The organism is Pseudomonas sp. Con_6, from assembly GCF_059379395.1.
In genome coordinates this window covers 6978544-6999271 of record NZ_CM182011.1, presented here as the reverse complement: position 1 = coordinate 6999271, position 20728 = coordinate 6978544, and the positions used below count along the sequence as shown (strand labels likewise).

18 protein-coding genes are annotated in these 20728 nt (G+C 63.0%); 9 read left to right on the top strand and 9 right to left on the bottom strand.

Annotation, left to right across the window (positions count from 1 at the left end; translation table 11 throughout):
* A complete protein-coding gene (locus AC5QPF_RS31725; RefSeq protein WP_494961486.1) occupies window positions 1-384 on the bottom strand; it encodes a glutamine synthetase in 384 nt (127 codons plus the stop codon).
* A gap of 128 nt (window positions 385-512) precedes the next feature.
* Between AC5QPF_RS31725 and zigA the strand changes: the two genes are divergently transcribed.
* From zigA to AC5QPF_RS31710, 3 genes are read left to right on the top strand one after another with little or no spacing between them, the layout of a single operon-like run.
* Complete coding sequence (zigA, locus tag AC5QPF_RS31720) at window positions 513-1724, top strand: zinc metallochaperone GTPase ZigA (RefSeq protein WP_494961485.1); 1212 nt, start codon at window positions 513-515, stop codon at window positions 1722-1724.
* Entirely contained in the window at window positions 1724-2359 is a 636-nt protein-coding gene (locus AC5QPF_RS31715) for a DUF1826 domain-containing protein (RefSeq protein WP_494961484.1), read from the top strand. Before zigA ends, AC5QPF_RS31715 begins: the two co-directional genes overlap by 1 nt.
* Window positions 2360-2403: 44 nt before the next feature.
* A complete protein-coding gene (locus AC5QPF_RS31710) occupies window positions 2404-3381 on the top strand; it encodes a GTP-binding protein (protein WP_494961483.1) in 978 nt (325 codons plus the stop codon).
* Here the strand turns inward: AC5QPF_RS31710 and AC5QPF_RS31705 are convergent.
* A complete protein-coding gene (locus AC5QPF_RS31705) occupies window positions 3375-3767 on the bottom strand; it encodes a DUF3301 domain-containing protein (RefSeq protein WP_494961482.1) in 393 nt (130 codons plus the stop codon). The two genes, AC5QPF_RS31710 and AC5QPF_RS31705, sit on opposite strands and share 7 nt — an antisense overlap.
* A 116-nt stretch (window positions 3768-3883) precedes the next feature.
* On the opposite strand from AC5QPF_RS31705, the gene pdxY reads away from it, so the two are divergent.
* A complete protein-coding gene (gene pdxY, locus AC5QPF_RS31700) occupies window positions 3884-4750 on the top strand; it encodes a pyridoxal kinase PdxY (protein ID WP_494961481.1) in 867 nt (288 codons plus the stop codon).
* Window positions 4751-4920: 170 nt separating this feature from the next.
* On the opposite strand, the gene AC5QPF_RS31695 is transcribed toward pdxY, so the two are convergent.
* Window positions 4921-5412, bottom strand: coding sequence for a hotdog domain-containing protein (locus tag AC5QPF_RS31695; protein WP_494961480.1), 492 nt, complete (start codon window positions 5410-5412; stop codon window positions 4921-4923).
* A 318-nt stretch (window positions 5413-5730) separates the two neighbouring features.
* On the opposite strand from AC5QPF_RS31695, the gene AC5QPF_RS31690 reads away from it, so the two are divergent.
* Window positions 5731-7491: a cation:proton antiporter domain-containing protein gene (locus AC5QPF_RS31690; RefSeq protein ID WP_494961479.1), complete on the top strand. Its 1761-nt coding sequence runs from the start codon at window positions 5731-5733 to the stop codon at window positions 7489-7491.
* Here AC5QPF_RS31690 and AC5QPF_RS31685 read toward each other — a convergent pair.
* From AC5QPF_RS31685 to uvrD, 4 genes are all read right to left on the bottom strand, one after another.
* Window positions 7485-8297 carry an alpha/beta hydrolase gene (locus AC5QPF_RS31685; RefSeq protein WP_494961478.1) on the bottom strand — a complete coding sequence of 271 codons (813 nt, stop codon included), beginning with the start codon at window positions 8295-8297 and terminating at the stop codon, window positions 7485-7487. The two genes, AC5QPF_RS31690 and AC5QPF_RS31685, sit on opposite strands and share 7 nt — an antisense overlap.
* Before the next feature lie 164 nt (window positions 8298-8461).
* On the bottom strand, window positions 8462-8869 hold the full coding sequence (locus AC5QPF_RS31680) for an SMI1/KNR4 family protein (protein WP_494961477.1): 408 nt from the start codon (window positions 8867-8869) through the stop codon (window positions 8462-8464).
* Window positions 8870-8986: 117 nt separating this feature from the next.
* Entirely contained in the window at window positions 8987-9841 is an 855-nt protein-coding gene (locus tag AC5QPF_RS31675; RefSeq protein WP_494961476.1) for a TIM44-like domain-containing protein, read from the bottom strand.
* Between the two features lie 180 nt (window positions 9842-10021).
* On the bottom strand, window positions 10022-12202 hold the full coding sequence (gene uvrD / locus AC5QPF_RS31670) for a DNA helicase II (RefSeq protein ID WP_494961475.1): 2181 nt from the start codon (window positions 12200-12202) through the stop codon (window positions 10022-10024).
* A gap of 235 nt (window positions 12203-12437) precedes the next feature.
* Between uvrD and AC5QPF_RS31665 the strand changes: the two genes are divergently transcribed.
* The gene (locus tag AC5QPF_RS31665; RefSeq protein WP_494961474.1) at window positions 12438-15308 is read left to right on the top strand and encodes an EAL domain-containing protein; all 2871 of its coding nucleotides are present in this window, start codon (window positions 12438-12440) and stop codon (window positions 15306-15308) included.
* 33 nt (window positions 15309-15341) lie between these two features.
* On the opposite strand, the gene zwf is transcribed toward AC5QPF_RS31665, so the two are convergent.
* Window positions 15342-16784 carry a glucose-6-phosphate dehydrogenase gene (zwf, locus tag AC5QPF_RS31660; protein ID WP_494961473.1) on the bottom strand — a complete coding sequence of 481 codons (1443 nt, stop codon included), beginning with the start codon at window positions 16782-16784 and terminating at the stop codon, window positions 15342-15344.
* Window positions 16785-16887: 103 nt separating this feature from the next.
* Here zwf and hexR point away from each other — a divergent pair, with 103 nt between their 5' ends.
* Together hexR and AC5QPF_RS31650 are read left to right on the top strand one after the other, a co-directional pair.
* The gene (gene hexR / locus AC5QPF_RS31655) at window positions 16888-17754 is read left to right on the top strand and encodes a transcriptional regulator HexR (RefSeq protein ID WP_330072859.1); all 867 of its coding nucleotides are present in this window, start codon (window positions 16888-16890) and stop codon (window positions 17752-17754) included.
* Between the two features lie 246 nt (window positions 17755-18000).
* Window positions 18001-18219 (top strand): PA3496 family putative envelope integrity protein, encoded by a 219-nt coding sequence (locus AC5QPF_RS31650; protein ID WP_494961472.1) that lies wholly within the window; start codon window positions 18001-18003, stop codon window positions 18217-18219.
* Here AC5QPF_RS31650 and AC5QPF_RS31645 read toward each other — a convergent pair.
* Window positions 18161-19108: a LysR substrate-binding domain-containing protein gene (locus AC5QPF_RS31645; protein ID WP_494961471.1), complete on the bottom strand. Its 948-nt coding sequence runs from the start codon at window positions 19106-19108 to the stop codon at window positions 18161-18163. The two genes, AC5QPF_RS31650 and AC5QPF_RS31645, sit on opposite strands and share 59 nt — an antisense overlap.
* Before the next feature lie 204 nt (window positions 19109-19312).
* On the opposite strand from AC5QPF_RS31645, the gene AC5QPF_RS31640 reads away from it, so the two are divergent.
* Window positions 19313-20728, top strand: a complete 1416-nt coding sequence (locus AC5QPF_RS31640; RefSeq protein WP_494961470.1) for an acetyl-CoA carboxylase biotin carboxylase subunit — start codon at window positions 19313-19315, stop codon at window positions 20726-20728.

The window sequence follows — 20728 nt, the reverse complement described above, 5'->3', positions numbered from 1 at the left end:
TCACTCGCAACCGGTCAGACGGTTGCAGCGCAGGCTGAAGCGCTGGCTGCTGGAACTGGAAATACGGTTCAGAGTGGTCCAGCCTACCCGGCGGCTGTAGCCGACCCAAGCTTCGCCATCGCTGGCCAGGCCGGTGTGGAAGGTGAGCTGGCCGTAGCGGCTGCTGGTCTGTGCCCAGCGTCGATGGCTTGGCGCGTCGTAGCCGCGTAGGTAAATGGTCGAGCCTTGGGTCTGTACGCTGTAGTAGCTGCCCTGGCGATCGGCACAGGCCAGCAGGTTGGCGCTGCGCGTGCAGTCGGCGAGCTGGACGGTCGGTACCGCCGCCTGAGCGCTGGCGACGGCGCAGAGCAAGGTAATCCACAGCAGTGTTGGCAGTGACTTCATGAAGATCCTTTCACCGTCTGCGGCAGCGAAGGCCGGACAGGCGGTTGGCTAAAGTGCATTGTTATAATATAACATTCAATCAAAACATCGCTCGAATGCACTTTGCCGCCCTGATGAGGAACTGCGCCATGCCCGATCGTCTTCCCGTAACCGTGCTGTCCGGCTTTCTTGGTGCCGGCAAGAGCACGGTGCTCAACCATGTGCTGCGCAACCGCAACAACCTTCGGGTGGCGGTGATCGTCAACGACATGAGCGTGATCAATATCGACGCCACCGAGGTGCAGCGCAACGTCAGCCTTAACCGCACCGAAGAGAAACTGGTGGAGATGAGCAATGGCTGCATCTGCTGCACCCTGCGCGAGGACCTGCTGGAAGAGGTCGGCCGCCTCGCTGCCGAAGGCCGTTTCGATTACCTGCTGATCGAATCCACCGGCATCGCCGAGCCGCTGCCGGTGGCCGAAACCTTCACCTTCCGCGACGACCAGGGTCGCAGCCTGGCCGAGATGGCCCGGCTCGACACCATGGTCACCGTCGTCGACGGCCTGAACTTCCTACGCGACTACCAGGCCGCCGAAAGCCTTGCCTCCCGCGGCGAAACCCTGGGTGAAGACGATGAGCGGTCGATCAGCGACCTGCTGATCGACCAGGTGGAGTTCGCTGACGTCATCCTCCTGAGCAAGATCGACCTGATCAGCAGCCACGAGCGCGAAGAGCTGAGCGCCATCCTGCGCCGGCTCAACGCCCACGCGCGGATCGTGCCGATGGTCATGGGCGAAGTCGACCTCAAGGACATCCTCGACACCGGCCTGTTCGACTTCGAGCGCGCCGCCAGTGCTCCGGGTTGGTTGCAGGAGCTGCGCGGCGAACATGTGCCGGAAACCGAGGAGTACGGCATTGCCGCCAGCGTCTGGCAAGCTCGCCGACCGCTGCATCCGCAACGCTTCTTCGACTTTATCCACAGACCCTGGGTGAATGGCCGGCTGCTGCGCTCCAAGGGTTTCTTCTGGCTCGCCAGCAAGTATCAGGAAGCCGGCAGCTGGTCCCAGGCCGGCGGCATGATGCGCCATGGATTCGCCGGGCGCTGGTGGCGTTTTGTGCCCAAGGCGCACTGGCCGCAGGATTCGCAGAGCACCGCGGCGATTCTCGAGCAATGGGACCCGGAGTGCGGGGATTGCCGGCAGGAGTTGGTGTTCATCGGCCAGCATATCGATGTGGAACTGCTGCATGCCGAGCTGGACGCGTGTCTGCTCGACGACGAGGAAATGGCTCTGGGCGCTGCAACGTGGCGGGTCCTGCCGGACCCGTTCGGTGCCTGGCATGACCAGGAAGAGGTGGCCTGATGCTGCTCGCTGAAGCGCTGGTACCGGTGCGCCAGGCGTTTGGAGAAACGCCTGAAGTGCTCACTGAGGCCTTGCAGGATGGAGTCAACCTGGCGGTCTGGCAGCGTCGCCTGCCGGCGCATATCGAGGACTTCGCCCGTCTGCTGCTGTCGCTGAACGAGCCGCTGGCCGATGCGCGCACCCTGGAGATCGGCAAGGACGGCGAAGTGCCGCCGCTCGACGGGATCGCCAGCGCCTACGGCGATATTTCCGGCTATGAAGGCTTTATAGCCGACCTCGGCTGGCTGGTGGGTGCCTACGCCTGTCTGCTCGATGCGCGCAGCGTCGGCTTGCGCTTGCGGGTGCTGGAAAGCGCCATGTGCCCGCGCTTTCATGTCGACCATGTGCCGCTGCGCCTGATCAGCACCTACGCGGGGCCTGCCAGCGAGTGGCTGGAAGAGGGTGCGGTCGATCGTAGACGACTGGCCCAGACGGAAGTCGACCCTGTGGATATCCGCCAATTGGCCTGTGGTGACGTGGCGTTGCTGAAGGGCGAGAAATGGCTGGGCAACGAGGGCTGCGGTCTTGTGCACCGCTCACCATCTGTGGATAAAGGCAGTCGCCGCCTGATTCTGACCCTTGACTGGCTGGCCTGAGTCGGGAGCATAGTGGCGAAGATTTCCGCTGGAACGGCCCACTCATGCTGCAGAACATTCCGACTCATCTGATTGCCGGGCCGCTGGGCGCCGGCAAGACCAGCCTGATTCGCCAACTGCTAGGTCAGCGCCCGGCTCATGAGCGCTGGGCCGTGCTGATCAACGAATTCGGCCAGATCGGCCTCGACGCTGCGTTGCTCAGCAGCGATGACGACGGCGTGAGCATGGGCGAGGTGGCGGGCGGGTGCCTGTGCTGCGTCAATGGCGCTCCGTTCCAGGTGGGGCTGGGGCGATTGTTGCGCAAGGCGCGACCGGACCGTCTGTTTATCGAGCCGTCTGGTCTCGGGCACCCGGCCCAGTTGCTGGCTCAGTTGCAGTTGCCACCATGGCGCGGCGTGCTGGCGGTACAGCCTTCTGTACTGGTGCTCGATGCGCTGGCCATGGCGCAAGGTGCGGTGTTGCCGGAGGCACAGTCCCAGGCTTTGGCAAGCGCCGGGCTGCTGGTTATGAATAAGGCTGGCACTGTGGATGAAGCGCAGCGGCTGTGGATAACAGCCGGACTGCCCTCGGTCGAGCTTCGTTGGGTAGATCACGGGCGTATCGACCTGGCAGATCTGCCCAGGACTGTCAGCGCGGAAGTGGATGAATCTTCTGTGGATAACGATATTCCGGACGGAAAAGCGCCGGTCAGCGTGCTGTGGACAGATCTGACGCAGCCCCTGTGCAGTTATCAACAGGCAGCGGATGGCTGGAGCATCGGCTGGCGATTTCATCCACAGCAGCGTCTCGACATCGCGCTGCTTCAGGTGTTTATCGACGGACTGAGCTGGCGGCGCGCCAAGATGGTGGTGCACGGCGCGCAAAGCTGGCGTTCAGCCAATGCCCTGGCCGGACAGGCGCTCACCTGGGAAGACAGTGCCTGGCGAAGGGACTCGCGGATCGAGCTGATCTTCGCTGAGGCGCAGGATCACGCTGCACTGCAGCGCCAGATGCTCGATTGCCGCCTGCCTGTGGATCACTGACGCCAGCGATTGTGCTCCTGGCGCCACTGCTTCATCTCGATGACGTTGTCGCCGTGCACTGGCGGCTTGATCTCGAACGGGTAGGGCGCCAGTTCGATCTGCACGCTGTGGGCGCCGAACTGGGTGACGGTGCCCGGGTGGCGCTGCTCGCCGGTCACGGTGAATTCGAAGTTGTAGATCCGCGCCAGGCGCTTGCGGCCATTGGCGTCGCGGACGAAGGCGATCTTCTTCAGCGCGACGGCGCCGTCGAGCAGTTCGAGGTCGAGCTTGGCGCAATGCTGCTTGACCCGCTCCAGGGCCTTTTCCCGCAATCCGTGGTTGTGCCACAGCCAGGCCGCCGCCGTGGCCAGGACCATCAACACCAGGATGTTTTCGAGGGTAACCATCTACACATGCTCCAACGAGGTGAGCCAGCTTAACTGCCACCACGGTCTGTCGTACAGGTGGCGTTTGGCGCCATACTGCGCCCCTTGTTTGTCATTCATTGGTTTGGACGTCCCGCATGAAACGCACACCGCACCTGCTTGCGATCCAGTCTCACGTCGTGTTTGGCCATGCCGGCAACAGCGCCGCGGTGTTTCCCATGCAACGGGTCGGGGTGAATGTCTGGCCCCTCAATACCGTGCAGTTCTCCAATCACACTCAGTATGGCCAGTGGACCGGTGAAGTGCTTGCCCCGGCGCAAATTCCCGCGTTGGTGGAAGGGATTAGCAATATCGGTGAGTTGGGCAATTGCGACGCAGTTCTATCCGGCTACCTGGGCAGTGCCGAACAGGGCCGGGCGATCCTCGGTGTGGTGCAGCAGATCAAGCAGGCCAACCCGCGGGCGCTGTACCTGTGTGACCCGGTGATGGGGCATCCGGAGAAGGGCTGCATCGTGCCGGCCGAGGTCAGCGATTTCCTGCTGGAGGAAGCGGTGGCGGCGGCGGATGTGCTGTGTCCGAACCAACTGGAACTGGACAGTTTTGCAGGACGCCGCGCGCAGTCGCTGGAGGACTGCATCGGCATGGCGCGGGAGCTGCTGGTGCGCGGTCCGAAGGCGGTGTTGGTGAAGCACTTGTCTTATCCCGGCAAGGCGGCGGGCGAATTCGAGATGCTGCTGGTGACGGCGGAGGGTAGCTGGCATCTGCAGCGGCCGTTGCTGGCGTTTCCGCGACAGCCGGTAGGCGTCGGCGACCTGACCGCAGGGGTGTTCCTGGCGCGCTTGCTGCTGGGGGACGAATGGGTGGCGGCGTTCGAGTTCACGGCGGCGGCGGTGCATGAGGTGCTGCTGGAGACCCAAGCCTGCGGCAGCTATGAGCTGGAAGTGGTGCGGGCGCAGGACCGGATCGTGCACCCGCGGGTGCGCTTCGAGGCGCGGAAGATCTGATCAGATCCCGAGTACAACACTGAACCCTGTGGGAGCTGGCGTTGCCAGCGATGAGGCCGGCACTGGCAATGATGTGTCTGGTCTGACGTCATCGCGGGCAACGCCCGCTCCCACGGGGTACCGGGCTCGCCGCAGAATCCCGGTTGCTACAGGGATCGGGTCGTGCCTGATCAGTCTGAATCCGACTCGGTCTTCAACTCCTGATACCGCTTCTCCAACTCCTGCCGGATCAAGCGTCGCTGCTTGCCCTGCAGGAACCGCCGCTTCTCCTCACTGGTCTGCGGCTGCCGCGGTGGCACCGGCACCGGCTTGCGATCGTCGTCCACCGCCACCATGGTGAAGAAGCAGCTGTTGCTGTGGCGCACCGAGCGCTCGCGGATGTTTTCGGTCACCACTTTGATCCCCACCTCCATCGAGGTGTTGCCGGTGTAGTTGACCGACGCCAGGAAGGTCACCAGCTCGCCGACATGGACCGGCTCGCGGAACACTACCTGGTCCACCGACAGGGTCACCACATAGCGCCCGGCATAGCGGCTGGCACAGGCATAGGCCACTTCATCGAGGTATTTCAGCAGGGTGCCGCCGTGGACATTGCCGGAGAAGTTGGCCATGTCCGGGGTCATCAGGACGGTCATCGACAGTTGGGCGTTTCCGGGTTCCATAGTGTGCTCACGGTGAGATTGCGCTGAGGCGGGGCGGCGCGGTCTGGACGCTTCTTCCCCTTGTGTACTGCCATCTTGAAACGGGACGTTGACCATTGGGTTGCCGTCACGTGTTTCACGCCATTGGCGATGACGAAAGTGCCGATCTGTTTCTACATATTGCGCAGCCAATTTGCACGCGACGTCGATGTTAACCTGCGGGCAGGGCTCAACAATGAGGCCATTTCCTACATTTAAAACCGAAATTTCCGCAGCTCAATCAGACCTGACGGTCGGGCTGCGCTTTGTTCTTCGTCATGGAGATAAGGAGCGTCCGCCGTGCATGCCATCAGCTTCATCCAGGATCTGGCGGTCATCATGCTGGTAGCCGGTGTGGTCACCATCCTCTTCCACCGCCTCAAGCAACCGGTGGTCCTCGGCTATATCGTCGCCGGCTTCATCATCGGCCCGCACACCCCGCCCTTCGGTCTGATCCACGACGAAGACACCATCAAGACCCTCGCCGAACTGGGAGTGATCTTCCTGATGTTCTGCCTGGGTCTGGAGTTCAGTCTCGGCAAGCTGTTCAAGGTGGGCGCCACGGCGTTCATCGCCGCCTTCCTGGAAATCGTCCTGATGATCTGGATCGGCTTCGAGATCGGCCGCTGGTTTGGCTGGAATACCATGGACTCGCTGTTCCTCGGCGCGATCCTGGCGATTTCCTCGACCACCATCATCGTCAAGGCGCTCAACGACCTGAAGATGAAGAACGAGCGCTTCGCCCAACTGATCTTCGGCGTACTGATCGTCGAGGACATCCTTGGCATCGGCATCATTGCCCTGCTGTCGGGGATCGCCGTCAGCGGCACGGTCAGCTCCGGCGAAGTGTTCTCCACCGTGGGCAAGCTCTCGCTGTTCATGATCGTCGCGCTGGTGGTGGGTATTCTCCTGGTGCCGCGGCTGCTGGCCTACGTGGCGAAATTCGAAAGCAACGAAATGCTCCTGATCACCGTGCTCGGCCTGTGCTTCGGCTTCTGCCTGCTGGTGGTCAAGCTGGAATACAGCATGGTCCTCGGTGCCTTCCTTATTGGCGCGATCATGGCCGAGTCGCGTCAGTTGATGAAGATCGAGCGCCTGATCGAGCCGGTGCGCGACCTGTTCAGCGCGATCTTCTTCGTCGCCATCGGCCTGATGCTCGATCCTTCGGTGCTGGTGGAGTACATCTGGCCCATCGTGGTGATCACCATTGCCGTGGTGCTGGGCAAGATGCTGTCCTGCGGCATGGGCGCCTTTATCGCTGGCAACGACGGACGCACCTCGCTGCGGGTCGGGATGGGGCTGTCACAGATTGGCGAGTTTTCCTTCATCATCGCCGCGCTGGGCATGAGCCTGCAGGTCACCAGCGACTTTCTCTATCCGGTGGCGGTGGCGGTCTCGGTCATCACCACCTTGCTGACCCCCTATCTGATTCGCGCTGCCGATCCGCTGTCGCTGACCCTTGCCAAGGTGGTGCCGGGGCGTCTGGCCCGGGTGCTGTCGCTGTATGGCGAGTGGTTGCGCAGTATCCAGCCGCAGGGCGAGGGCGCCATGCTGGCGGCGATGATCCGACGCATCCTGTTGCAGGTGGGGGTCAACCTGGCGCTGGTGGTGGCGATCTTCTTCAGTGGCGGCTATTTCGCCGCGCAGATCGGCGCCTACCTGAGCGACTGGATCGCCGACCTCGGCCAGCAGAAGGCGCTGATCTGGGGCCTGGCGTTGCTGCTTTCACTGCCGTTCCTGATCGCCGCGTACCGCAAGCTCAAGGCGCTGTCGATGCTGTTGGCGGAGATGGGGGTCAAGCCGGAAATGGCCGGGCGGCATACCCAGCGCGTACGCCGAGTCATTGCCGAGGTGATTCCGTTGCTGTCGCTGTTGGTGATCTTCCTGCTGCTTTCAGCGCTGTCGGCGAGCATCCTGCCGACCAGCGAGCTATTGCTGCTGATTGCGGTCGTCGCGGCTGGTGTAGTGGCGCTGCTCTGGCGCTGGTTCATCCGCGTACACACGCGCATGCAGATCGCTTTGCTGGAAACCCTGGAGAACCAGAAGGAACACCATCATTGAGGCGTGCAGTGCACGGGCTTGTACCTCCACTGCGCCCAGGCCTCGGCCCAGCCGTTTTCGTGGTCGACGTCCGGCAGCCTGACCACTTCCAGGCAATCCGCCGGACCCAGGGTGCGGCGGTAATGCTGGTACAGGATGGGCGGCACGGTGCGGTCTTCGAAGCCGATGAAGTGCCGCTGGGTCACGTGGCGCAGGCGCTCGGCGCGGTCCAGGGGCTCCAGTGAGCCGCGCAGGGGCGTCAGGTCAAGTGACTGTGCCCACTGCCGCGGGCTGAGGTTGCCGGCCAGAGTCTGTACTACGGCGATGTCGTTGCGCTGCGCGGCCAGCAGCAGGGCCAGCGCGGCGCCGCCGGAATAGCCGATCAGTTCGAAATCCCGATTGCCGTATTGCCGGCGGACCTGACTCAGGGCTTGGTCGAGACTGTCGAGCACGGCCTGGCCGAAGCGCTGGTCGGTCCAGACCTTTGGATTGCAGGCCGGGGCGCTGACAAACTGGCAGGGACGGGCGAGGTAGAGGCTGGGCTGCGGATCGGCGACCGCCAGACGGGCCATGAGCAGGGTACGCGGGCTGGGGTCCAGGCTGGGTTGTGATGCGGTGGCCCAGGCATGGCCGTCGCCTTCGAGGTAGATGCGCAGACGGGCACTGCCGGGTTTGATGGCCGGTACGCTCATGGCCAGTGGGAAGGGGCGGGTTGGTTGAATGACGACCTGATGGGCGTTCTGGGTGCTGAGCTTCTGGAGCTGGGTCAGGGGTGACTGGCAACCTGAGAGCACAAGCACGGCGAGGGGCAGCACATAACGTAGCATCCGGGATTTCCCACAGGGTATGCGGTGCAGCGATTCAGGCTTCTTGTGCGAGCGGGACGAATGTCCGAGGGGATGGAGCGGTAGCGACCCGCCACGCACAGGAAGGCGTGGCGATTCTACGAAGATTGATGGCGCTAAGCCATTATTTTCCCAATGGAAATGATTCAGCTTTCCAGCCAGACGTCTCGCGCCCAGTGCCATACCGATTCCCAGCTTTCCTCGGTGACGATTTCTTCCTCGCTGGACCACAGCACCACGGTGCCGTCTTCCTCGACGCAGTAGTAGTCATCGCCGTCCTGGCACAGCGGAATAAGGTCGCGCGGCACACCGGCATCCCAGGCGTTGGCGGCAACGTCCGGCAGGTAGGTGTGGGATTGCGGATCGGTGACAGTGACCGGCTCCAGACTGCCGTAGACCACGTCGCTGACGGTGAGGAGGAATTCCTTGAAGACGAACGGGATGTTGATGAACAACTGCTCTTCGATCTCGACCAGTTGGTCCTCGTCGGGCAGTTCGAGCGGTACCGGTACCGGCTCGTTGGCTTCCCGAAGCTGTTCAATGACTTCTTCCACGGTTCGCGTCCTCTATTCCTGGCCTGTTGAAAACGTTGCGCGTTATACCCTAGTAGTGCAGTGCGCTAAAAGCAAAACCCCGGGCGAGCCCGGGGTTTTTTGTGAAACGCCTCAAGATCAGCCGTTCTGGCGGATCCCTGCGACCAGCCAAGGCTGGTTTTCGCCTTGGGCGCGCTCCATGTTCCAGCTCTCGCTGAACACTTCGCCCTGGTCGAAACGGGAGGACTTCGACACACCACTGAAGGTCAGGGTGGCGATGGTCTTGTCGGCGCGATCGTCGACGCCTTCCAGCTGCACATCGAGGTTGTCGATGTAGGTGGACTGGAAGCCGTCACCCAGCTCGGCACGCTCGCGTTTGAGGAACTCGAGCAGCTGTGGCGTCACGAACTCGGCGATCTTGTCCATTTCGTTGGCATCCCAGTGCTGTTGCAGCGTCTGGAAGTGATTGCGCGCAGCAGCCAGGAAGTTCTGTTCGTTGAACCAGGCCGGGGCGTTGATCACTGGACGTGCAACTGGCGCAGAACCACCGAAGATCGACTGCTGGGCCTGGGCAGGCTGCTGCTCGTAGGCTTCGCGCTGGTAGGCCGGGTGGCCGGCGGCGGCCATTTGCGGCTGCTGCTTGCGGCGACGGGCGGCGATGAAGCGGAAGACCAGGAACGCGATCAGCGCCATGATCAGGATGTCGAAGATCTGCATGCCTTCGAAGCCATCACCCATCAGCATCGAGGCCAGCAGGCCACCGGCGGCGATGCCGGCCAGTGGGCCGAGCCACTTCGAGGCACCGCTGGCAGCGGCGGGAGCACGGCCTGGCGCAGTCGGGGTAGCGGCAGGGTTGGCAGGGGTGGCCTGACGGGCCTGGTGCGTCGGCGCGGCGCCAGAGCTCTTGCCGCCGCCGAAGCGCTTGGCGTTGGCGTCGAGGCTCATCGTGAGACCGATGCACAGCGCCAGGGCGATGCTGAGAAAACGTTGCATAGAAGGGTATTCCCGTTTTGTGGATTACACGCGCGCCATGTTGCACAAGTTCAGGGACGCATGACAGCGACAAGATGTTTCGAGCTTTTGCCTGAAATTTCTGACCGCCTACACAGGATGCCGTAGGCCTTTCTTTCATTGGATGAAAGAAAGGTCTACGCCGACGGTCGGAATTGTTCTTTAAATGGCTTCGAGCTTGGCGTAGCCGAGCATCAGCCACTTGCTGCCCTCGGCGAAGTTCACCTGGACCCGGGCCTGAGCGCCGGAGCCTTCGAAGTTGAGGATGACGCCTTCGCCGAACACCGCGTGCTGCACGCGCTGACCCAGGTTGAAGGCGGTCTGCGGGATGCTGGCGTTGGCGAACAGGTTGCTGACGGTCTGCTTGGCCCCGGCGAATGGCCGGCTGACGCTGTTGGACAGGCGTACCTCCTGGACCAGCCCGGCGGGAATCTCGCGGACGAAGCGCGACACTTTGTTATAGGTCTCGCTGCCATACAAACGTCGGGTTTCCGCGTAGGTCATGACCAGGTTCTGCATGGCCCGGGTCACACCGACATAGGCCAGGCGACGTTCCTCTTCGAGACGGCCGGATTCTTCCAGGCTCATCTTGTGCGGGAACAGGCCTTCTTCCATTCCCACCAGGAACACGTAGGGGAATTCCAGGCCCTTGGCGCTGTGCAGGGTCATCAGCTGGATGCTGTCCTCGTGCTCGTCGGCCTGGGCATCGCCGGCTTCCAGCGAGGCATGGCCGAGGAAGGCCGACAGTGGCGACAGGTCGGCGTCTTCGTCGCTGGTCTCGAAGTTGCGCGCGGCGCTGACCAGTTCCTCAAGGTTTTCTACCCGAGCCTGACCCTTTTCGCCTTTCTCTTCCTGGTGATAGACGATCAGTCCGGATTGCTCGATGACCGTCTGGGTCATCAGGTGCAGCGGCATGTCCAGCACTTTGGCCGACAGGTTTTCGACCAGCTCGATGAACGCAGCGAGTGCACTGGCGGCGCGGCCCTTGAGGGCCTTGTTGGCGAGTAGCTGGAGCATGGCTTCCCACATCGACAACTGGGCATGCCGGGCATGCTCGCGGATGCTTTCGACGGTCTTCTCGCCGATGCCCCGTGGCGGCACGTTGATCACCCGCTCCAGCGCCGCGTCGTTGCCGCGTCCTTCCAGCAAGCGAAGGTAAGCCATGGCGTTCTTGATCTCGGCGCGCTCGAAGAAGCGCTGGCCGCCATAGATTCGGTATGGGATGCGTTCGCGCAGCAGGGCTTCTTCCAATACCCGCGACTGGGCGTTGGAACGATAGAGGATGGCGATGTCGCTGCGGGCAAGGCCCGTTTTCAGCGCGCTCTCGATGGTTTCCACCACGTAGCGGGCTTCATCGTGTTCATTGAACGCGGCGTACAGGCTCAACGGCTCGCCGTCGCCACCCTCGGTCCACAGTTCTTTGCCCAGGCGCCCGCTGTTGTTGGCGATCAGGGCGTTGGCGGCCTTGAGGATGCCTGCGGTGGAGCGGTAGTTCTGCTCCAGTCGGATCACCTCGGCGTTGGCGAAGTCGCTGGAGAACTGCTGGATGTTCTCGATACGCGCGCCGCGCCAGCCGTAGATCGACTGGTCGTCGTCGCCCACTACCATCAGGCTGTCGCCACCCTGCGCCAGCAGGCGCAGCCAGGCGTACTGCACGGCGTTGGTGTCCTGGAACTCGTCCACCAGCAGGTGCCGGAAACGGCGCTGATAGTGCTGCAGCAGGCCCGGATGGTCGCGCCACAGGTCGAGGGCGCGCAGCAGCAGTTCGGAGAAGTCGATCACGCCGGTGCGCTGGCAGGCTGCCTCGTAGGCTTCATAGATGCTGCGCATGGTGCCCAGGTACAGGTCGCCGTTGACCTGAATGTGCTGCGGGCGCAGGCCTTCGTCTTTCTGACCGTTGATGAACCATTGCGCCTGGCGTGCCGGCCAGCGCTGCTCGTCGAGGCCGAGCTCGCGGATCACCCGCTTGACCAGGCGCTGCTGGTCATCGCTGTCGAGGATCTGGAAATTCTGGTTCAGACCGGCTTCTTGCCAGTGTGCACGCAGCAAGCGATGCGCCAGGCCGTGGAAGGTGCCCACCCACATGCCCGCCGGACTGATGCCCAACAGTTGTTCGATGCGGTGGCGCATCTCGGCGGCGGCCTTGTTGGTGAAGGTCACCGACAGGATCGAGTGCGGCGAGGCCTGCTCGACCTGGATCAGCCAGGCGATGCGGTGCACCAGCACACGGGTCTTGCCGGAGCCGGCACCGGCCAGGACCAACTGACGCCCGACCGGCGCGGCGACGGCCTGGCGCTGGGCATCGTTGAGGGAATTCAACAGGAGAGAGAGATCGTCATGCATCCGCCCATTCTATGGGGGCAGGGGATCCAGGGGCAAACCCGCCTGGCAAAAAGAAATGCGCGACGACCGACCGGTCATCGGCCCCAGCCCTTGGCCCGCGTGCTTGAGCGGTCGGCTTGTACGAAGGAATGAGAATTGCGGGGTGCGAATTTATGACACAGAGCAGTTTGGCAGCGCGCGTTGCTTGTGTATGCTCCGTCCACGTTTGTGGCTCACCATTACAAGAACACTGCCCATGACACTCGCATCTGCTCCTGCCGGTGTGCCGCTGGAGGCACGCCGCGGCATTCGCAAGCAATTCGCCACGCAGCTGGCGGTTGAGCGTACCCGCTTGTTGTACCAAGGTTCTCTGTTGCCCACCCTGTTCATGCTGCTGAACGGCCTGGTCTGTGCCTGGCTGTTGTGGAGTCCGCAGCGCTACCTGTTGGTCAGCGTCTGGGTGGTATGGCTGATGGCGCTGGTTTCGCTACGGGTGATTCAGGTGGCGGCGTTCGATGCTGCGATGCCCGACCGCCAGGCCAAGCCGACCTGGCGACGCATGTTCCTGCTCGGGTCGGCGTTCAGTGGCCTGACCCTGGCAAGCGCGGCGATCGCCCTGGTCCCTGTGGATAACTTCGTGCAGCAGGCCTGGGTCTTCGGCCTGCTCGGCGCCGCAGCGCTGTCCGCCAGCGTGGCCTATGCGGTCAGCCTGCCGGCCTTCCTCAGTTTCGTCCTCCCTTGTCTGCTGCCGCCCATCGCTTTCCTGTTCTGGAGTGGCGACCAGCAGCACCGTGGCTGGGGCCTGCTCGGCCTGTTGCTGCTGGGGGCCTTGTTGGTGGTGGCCTGGCAGGTCAACCGGCTGATCGAGAACAGCTTGCTGCGGCGCTTCCAGAACCAGGCGCTGATCGAGCACCTGCAGGCTGCCCACGCCCGTAGCGAACAGCTCAACAAGGCGCTGGCCGACGAGGTCGAGCAGCGTCGCGGCGTCGAGGAGCAACTGCGTGAGGCCCAGGCCGGGCTGGAGAATCGGGTATCGCAGCGCAGCGCCGAGCTGGACGTGGCCAACCAGGCCCTGAGCAAGAGTGAACAGCGCCTCGCCCTGGCCCTGGAGGCCAGCGAGCTGGGCCTGTGGGACTGGAACCTGCAGACCGACGAGGTCCACCACACCCAGTTGCGCGAGCTGTTCGGCCTCAACCCCGACGACGTCAAGGCCATGCTGGTCCACCTCAAGCCGCGCCTGCACCCGGATGACGTGCCGGCGCTCAAGCGCACCCTGGTCGAGCACCTCAAGGGCCGCACTGACGACTACCGCATCGAATACCGCTTCCGCCACAACCACGGCCACTGGTGCTGGATCGAGGACCGCGGACGCGCCGTGGAGCGCGACCACGAAGGGCGGGTGGTGCGGATGATCGGCACGCGCCGCGATATAAGCGCGCGCAAGGCCCAGGAAGAGCAGCAGCGCCTGGCGGCGACGGTGTTCGAAGCTGCCAGCGAGGGCATCGCCATTCTCGGCCCGGACTATGAACTGCTGGCGCTGAACCAGGCGTTCTGCCGCATGACTGGCTACCACCGCCAGGAACTGATCGGGCGCAATGCCCTGGAACTGCCCTGCAGCCTGGATGCCCGACGGCACTACGGGGCGATCGATCAGGCGCTGGAGCAGCATGGTCGTTGGCAGGGTGAACTGGTCGAAGCCCGCAAGGACGGCACGCTGTATCCACAGTGGCTGCAACTTAATGGCGTGGTCGACAGCCGCGGCAAGATCAGCAATGTGGTGGGCTTCTTCAGCGATCTGTCGGAACGTCGCGAGTCCGAAGAACGCCTGCGCTACCTGGCTCATTACGATGAACTGACCGGCCTGGCCAACCGCGCCCTGTTCCGCCTGCGCCTGCATGAGGCCGGCGCGCGCCTGCGCACCAGTGGGCGCAGCCTGGCGCTGATGCATATCGACCTGGACCGTTTCAAGCTGCTCAACGACAGCCTGGGCCATGAAGTCGCCGACCAGTTACTCAAGCAGATTGCCTTGCGTATCGCCAACGCCATGCCAGAGGCCGATACCGTGGCGCGTCTGTCTGGTGACGAGTTCGTGGTGCTGTTCGACGGCTACAGCAACCTGTCGAGCCTGGTCCGCGTGGCCACGCGCCTGCTGGAAAAGCTGCGGGTGCCGGTGCGTTTCGACAACCATGAGCTGGTCATCAGTGCTTCGGTGGGTGTCGCCCTGCTGTCGGACATGACCCTGGACCTCAACCAGTTGGTCAACCAGGCCAACATGGCCATGCAGCACGCCAAACACCTGGGCGGCGACAATTTCCAGTTCTACACCGAGAGCCTGCAGGCCAGCACCCTCGATCGCCTGCAACTGGAAAACCAGCTGCGCAAGGCCATCGACGAGGGACAACTGGAGGTCTATTACCAGCCCAAGGTTTTCCTGGCCACTGGCCGGCTGCATGCGGCCGAGGCTCTGGTGCGCTGGAATCATCCGGTCATGGGCATGGTGCCGCCGGGGGATTTCATCGGCCTGGCCGAAGAAACCGGGCTGATCGCGCCGATGGGCGAGTTCGTCCTGCGCCAGGCCTGCTGGCAGGCCTGCGAATGGCAGCGCCAGGGGCTGGAGCCGATTCGTGTGTCGGTGAACCTGTCGGTCTACCAGTTACGCCAGGGCAAGCTGGTCAGCCTGGTGCGCCAGGTCCTGGAGGACAGCGGGCTGGCGCCGCACCTGCTGGAGTTGGAACTGACCGAAAGCCAGTTGCTGGATAGCGTCGAGCACATCATCGCGACCTTCCAGCAGTTGCATGAGCTGGGGGTGAAGCTGGCAATCGACGACTTTGGGACCGGCTATTCCTCGCTCAGCTACCTGAAGCGTCTGCCGGTGGACTACGTGAAGATCGACCAGGCCTTTATCCGCGGTCTGAAGGAAGGCAGCGAGGATGCGGCGATCACCCGGGCAATCATCGCCATGGCCCATAGCCTGGAGTTGATGGTGGTTGCCGAAGGGGTGGAAACCGAGGAACAGCTGCGCTTCCTGCGGGAGCAGGATTGCGATGAAGTGCAGGGCTATCTGATCAGCCGGCCGGTGCAGGCCAGCGTGCTGGCGAAGCTGCTGCGGGAAGAGGCGGTCTGGTAGGCCATTTGAGGCCGCAAGGCGGCCCCCAAAAGCCTAGCCGTGCCAGTACCGTCCATGCCGCGCCAGCAGACTGTGGGCCTGTTCCGGGCCATTGCTCCCGGCGTGGTATGGCCGCGGCGGCTGGAAGTGTTCTTGCCAGCCATTGAGGATCGGATCGATCCAGGCCCAGGCCGCCTCCACTTCGTCGCGGCGCATGAACAGCGTCGAGTCGCCGTCCAGCACATCCAGCAACAGGCGTTCGTAGGCATCCCAGCGACGGGTCTGGCCGAATACCTGGGCCAGGTTGAGGTTGAGCTCCACCGGCTCCAGGCGCATGCCCTTGCCGGGCGTCTTGGTCATCATCTGCAGGCTGATGCGCTCGTCCGGCTGTAGCTGGATCAGCAACTGATTGGCACGATCGCCTTCGAACAGGCGGTGCGGCACCGGCTTGAACTGGATGACGATCTGCGACGAACGCTTGGCCAGGCGCTTGCCCGTACGCAGATAGAACGGCACGCCGGCCCAGCGCCAGTTGTTGATATGGGCTTCGACGGCGACGAAGGTCTCGGTGTCGCTGTCGTTGTCCACATCCTTCTCGAAGTAGTAGGCCGGGACTTCCTGGCCGCCGATCTTGCCGGCGCTGTACTGGCCGCGCACGGTCATTTCCTGCACGTCCTGGTCGCTGATCGGCTTCAGCGCGCGGAGGATCTTCACCTTCTCGTCCCGCACCGCCTCGGCGTCGAACTGTGCCGGTGGTTCCATGGCCACCAAACAGAGCAGTTGCAGCAGGTGGTTCTGCAGCATGTCGCGGGTGGCGCCGGCGCGGTCGTAGTAGGCGCCGCGGTTTTCCACGCCTAGGGTCTCGCAGACGCTGATCTGCACATGGTCGATCTGGCTGGCGCGCCACACCGGTTCCAGCAGGGCGTTGGCAAAGCGAAGCGCCATGAGGTTCTGCACCGTCTCCTTGCCCAGGTAGTGGTCGATGCGGAACACCTGAGACTCCTCGAACACCGCGCCGATGGCGCTGTTGATCGCGGTGGCGGATTCCAGCGAATGACCGATGGGCTTTTCCAGGACGATGCGTGATTCGCTGTCCACCAGGCCGGCGATGTTCAGGTGGGTGACGATCGGTACGAACAGGTTGGGCGCGGTGGCCAGGTAGTAGATCCGCGCCAGGCCTCCCGGCTCGCCAAGGAAGTGTGCCAGGCGGCCGAAATCAGCGCTCTGCGAGGCGTCCATGGAGAAATAGTCGAGACGGGTGGAGAAGCGGTCCCAGGTGTCTTCGTCGAAGTCGTTGCGGGCGATCTGGGCGCGGCAGCGGCGTTCCGCAAGCTTTTGAAAACTATTGCGTGGCATCGGGCTGCGAGCCAGGGCGACGATGCGCACCGCAGGGTGCAGACGACCCTCACGATACAGGTGGTAGAGCGCCGGAAGCAGTTTGTGCAGGGCCAGATCGCCCGTACCGCCGAAGACCAGAATGTCACATGGAATAGTCAAACCCACTACTCTCCTGTCTCGTTTAGCTGGGCGGTTCGCCAGTCATGTAGTATAACTACAAGATTGCTACAACCGGCCAGCCGATCATAACCGAGTCCAGCCATTGAATCTGTTGCAACACATCGCCCAGTCGCGGCATCTGCTACGCAAGTCGGAACTCAAGGTTGCCGACCACGTATTGCTTGACCCTGCGGCGGTCATGCATAGCTCCATGGCTGATCTGGCGCACAGCGTCGGCATCAGCGAGCCGACCATCGTGCGGTTTTGCCGGGCCATCGGTTGTTCGGGCTTCCAGGACCTGAAACTGAAACTGGCGCAGAGTCTGGCCGCCGGCGCCAGTTTCGGTCAGTTCGCCATCCATGAAGACGACTCCGTCGCTGACTACAGCCTGAAGATCTTCGACACCACCCTGCACACCCTGATGGAAGTGCGCGAGCACCTCGACCCGGTGGCCCTGCAGCGCGCAGTGACCGCCATGGCCCAGGCGCAGCGGGTGGAGTTCTATGGTTTTGGCGCGTCCGGCGCGGTGGCGGCGGATGCCCAGCACAAGTTCTTCCGCCTGCTGCTCAGCGCGGCGGCGTATTCCGACCCGCACATGCAGGCGATGTCGGCGGTAACCCTGAAGCCTGGCGACGTGGCGGTGTGCATTTCCCAGTCCGGGCGTTCCAAGGACCTGTTGATCACCGCGAACATCGTTCGCGAGAGCGGCGCCAACCTCATCACCCTGTGCCCGAGCCAGACCCCGCTGGCCGAGCTGTCGACGGTCAACCTCGCCATCGACGTGCACGAGGACACCGAGATCTACACCCCGCTGACCTCGCGCATCGCCCACCTGGTGGTGATCGACGTGCTGGCGATGGGCGTGGCCATGGCCCGCGGGCCGAGCCTGGTCAATCACCTGAAGAGCGTGAAGCGCAGCCTGCGCAGCTTGCGTCTGTCGCCCAAGTCGCTGAAGAACGCTGACGAATAAACTCGATCTTCTTGCTGGCCAGATTCCCTGTGGAAGCTGGCTTGCCAGCGATGAGGCCGGCAATGACAGCATCATTGCCCAGTCGATCGCTATCGCTGGCAAGCCACCTCCCACAGGGGGGCTCGTAGCGTTCGAGACTGTTATCAACCAGCCATCACGATTCACACCCCTGTCACCCTCCCGCCGTCAAACCGTCAACTTGCCACTCCAGTCTGAAGCTCCCGCACTCGATCAGGGAGATATGCAATGGCTCGTGAATTCGATGGCTCGTTTCAACCCAGCGCCAAATCCCGCAAGCAGCAGGAAAAGGATCAACGTCGGATGGAATTCCGCCGTGCGATCGAAAGCTATTCCGAGCAGCGTCGCCTGCTCCAGGACATCGCCGACTTCCCCGACCTGAAAGATTTCAACGTGTGGCAGGTGTCGGCGGCAGAACCCCGGAGAACCGCTCAACAAGTCCGCTGATCTGTGCACGTTCGCTGCGGATGAACGCAAGGAACGCCAAGGCCACTGGCGACTGCCGCTTGGCCTTGGACTGCACCACGCACCAGCTCCGATACAGCGGCAACTCCTCCACCGGCAGCTCGCGCAGCACCCCGGTGGCCAGTTCCAGATTCAAAGCGTGGCGAGTCAGCAGGGCGATGCCCAGGCCGGCAATCACGCATTCGCGCTGGGCGTCGGCGGAGGCCACTTCCAGCGTCTGGGTGAAGTGCACGCGCTTCTCCTTGAAGTATTCCTCGCAGGCCTTGCGCGTACCCGAGCCCTGCTCGCGGACCAGCAGGGTATGCGGCTCCAGGTCCTGCAGGCGCAGGCTGTCCAGCTTGCACAGCGGATGATCCGGCGGGGCCACGGCGACGATGGGGTTGTTGAGGAACGGCAGGAACTCCAGGCCCATGTCCTGCGGGACCATGGACATGATGATCAGGTCGTCGCGGTTGTCGGAAAGCCGGCGAATGGCCTGGGCCCGGTTGACCACGGTCAGGGTCAGGTTGACCTCCGGATGCAGCTTCTTGAACGCCGCGAACAGGTGCGGCACGAAGTACTTGGCGCTGGACTCCACCGCCAGCTTCAACTGGCCCTGCAGCGAGCCCTGCATGTCCGAAAGCTGCATGTCTAGGCTTTCCAGGCGCCCGAAGATGTCCCGGCTGGCCCTTTGCAGGGCTTCGGCGGCCTCGGTGAGATAGAGTTTCTTGCCGACGTACTCGAACAGCGGCTGCCCCACCAGTTCTTCGAGCTGGCGGATCTGTAGACTAACGGCGGGTTGCGTCAGCGCCATTTCCTCCGCAGCGCGGCTGTAGGAGCGCAAATCGCACACCTCATTGAAGATCTGCAATTGACGCAATGTCATACGCATCAATGACTTACGCACGTTATCCCCAGCCTTCTGAAAAACCTTGTTACCGCACTATAAGCAATTGCTAATAGAGCCCCTAATAATTATTGATTTTTGTTTATTCACACACAGCGCTAGGGTGATTGCACGACTGGCCAGTTGATTCTGGTCACGCGCCGACCCGTATTTCCGGGTCGTTTGTCCAGCGGCTTTGGGAAGACTCCAGTGATAAAAAAAATCCTGATCGCCAACAGGGGTGAAATCGCAGTTCGGATCGTGCGGGCCTGCGCCGAGATGGGTATTCGCTCCGTGGCGATCTATTCCGACGCCGATCGTCACGCCCTGCACGTGAAGCGCGCCGACGAGGCCCACAGCATCGGTGCCGAGCCCCTGGCCGGTTACCTGAACCCGCGCAAGCTGGTCAACCTGGCGGTGGAAACCGGTTGCGACGCCCTGCATCCGGGTTATGGCTTCCTCTCGGAAAACGCCGAGCTGGCGGATATCTGCGCTGAGCGCGGGATCAAGTTCATCGGCCCGGCCGCCGAAGTCATTCGCCGCATGGGCGACAAGACCGAAGCCCGCCGCAGCATGATCAAGGCCGGCGTCCCGGTCACCCCGGGTACCGAAGGCAACGTTGCCGATATCCACGAAGCCCTCCAGGAAGGCGACCGTATCGGTTACCCGGTGATGCTCAAGGCCACCTCCGGCGGTGGCGGCCGCGGCATTCGTCGCTGCAACAGCCGCGACGAGCTGGAACAGGCCTTCCCGCGGGTGATTTCCGAAGCGACCAAGGCCTTCGGCTCGGCCGAAGTCTTCCTGGAAAAATGCATCGTCAACCCGAAACACATCGAAGCCCAGATCATTGGCGACAGCTTCGGCAACGTGGTGCACCTGTTCGAGCGCGACTGCTCGATCCAGCGCCGCAACCAGAAGCTGATCGAGATCGCCCCGAGCCCGCAGCTCACCCCGGAACAGCGCGCCTACATTGGCGACCTGGCGGTGCGCGCGGCCAAGGCGGTCGGTTATGAAAACGCCGGTACAGTGGAGTTCCTGCTCGCCGAGGGCGAGGTGTACTTCATGGAAATGAACACCCGGGTGCAGGTGGAACACACCATCACCGAGGAAATCACCGGCATCGACATCGTTCGCGAGCAGATCCGCATCGCCTCGGGCCTGCCCCTGTCGGTCAAGCAGGAAGACATCCAGCACCGCGGGTTCGCCCTGCAGTTCCGGATCAACGCCGAAGACCCGAAGAACAACTTCCTGCCCAGCTTCGGCAAGATCACCCGCTACTACGCCCCCGGCGGCCCCGGCGTGCGTACCGACACGGCGATCTACACCGGCTACACCATCCCGCCGTTCTATGACTCCATGTGCCTGAAACTGGTGGTTTGGGCACTGACCTGGGAAGAAGCCATGGACCGCGGCCTGCGCGCCCTGGACGACATGCGCGTGCAAGGGGTGAAGACCACCGCCGCGTACTACCAGGAAATCCTGCGCAACCCGGAATTCCGCAGCGGCCAGTTCAACACCAGCTTCGTCGAAAGCCACCCGGAACTGACCAACTACTCGATCAAGCGCAAACCCGAAGAGCTGGCGCTCGCCATCGCCGCCGCCATCGCCGCGCATGCAGGCCTGTGA

Excerpts from the sequence above, each read along its gene's own strand:
- AC5QPF_RS31725 (WP_494961486.1), bottom strand. The coding sequence starts at position 384 with ATGAAGTCACTGCCAACACTGCTGTGGATTACCTTGCTCTGCGCCGTC.
- zigA (WP_494961485.1), top strand. The coding sequence starts at position 513 with ATGCCCGATCGTCTTCCCGTAACCGTGCTGTCCGGCTTTCTTGGTGCC.
- AC5QPF_RS31715 (WP_494961484.1), top strand. The coding sequence starts at position 1,724 with ATGCTGCTCGCTGAAGCGCTGGTACCGGTGCGCCAGGCGTTTGGAGAA.
- AC5QPF_RS31710 (WP_494961483.1), top strand. The coding sequence starts at position 2,404 with ATGCTGCAGAACATTCCGACTCATCTGATTGCCGGGCCGCTGGGCGCC.
- AC5QPF_RS31705 (WP_494961482.1), bottom strand. The coding sequence starts at position 3,767 with ATGGTTACCCTCGAAAACATCCTGGTGTTGATGGTCCTGGCCACGGCG.
- pdxY (WP_494961481.1), top strand. The coding sequence starts at position 3,884 with ATGAAACGCACACCGCACCTGCTTGCGATCCAGTCTCACGTCGTGTTT.
- AC5QPF_RS31695 (WP_494961480.1), bottom strand. The coding sequence starts at position 5,412 with ATGGAACCCGGAAACGCCCAACTGTCGATGACCGTCCTGATGACCCCG.
- AC5QPF_RS31685 (WP_494961478.1), bottom strand. The coding sequence starts at position 8,297 with ATGCTACGTTATGTGCTGCCCCTCGCCGTGCTTGTGCTCTCAGGTTGC.
- AC5QPF_RS31675 (WP_494961476.1), bottom strand. The coding sequence starts at position 9,841 with ATGCAACGTTTTCTCAGCATCGCCCTGGCGCTGTGCATCGGTCTCACG.
- uvrD (WP_494961475.1), bottom strand. The coding sequence starts at position 12,202 with ATGCATGACGATCTCTCTCTCCTGTTGAATTCCCTCAACGATGCCCAG.
- AC5QPF_RS31665 (WP_494961474.1), top strand. The coding sequence starts at position 12,438 with ATGACACTCGCATCTGCTCCTGCCGGTGTGCCGCTGGAGGCACGCCGC.
- AC5QPF_RS31650 (WP_494961472.1), top strand. The coding sequence starts at position 18,001 with ATGGCTCGTGAATTCGATGGCTCGTTTCAACCCAGCGCCAAATCCCGC.
- AC5QPF_RS31645 (WP_494961471.1), bottom strand. The coding sequence starts at position 19,108 with ATGCGTATGACATTGCGTCAATTGCAGATCTTCAATGAGGTGTGCGAT.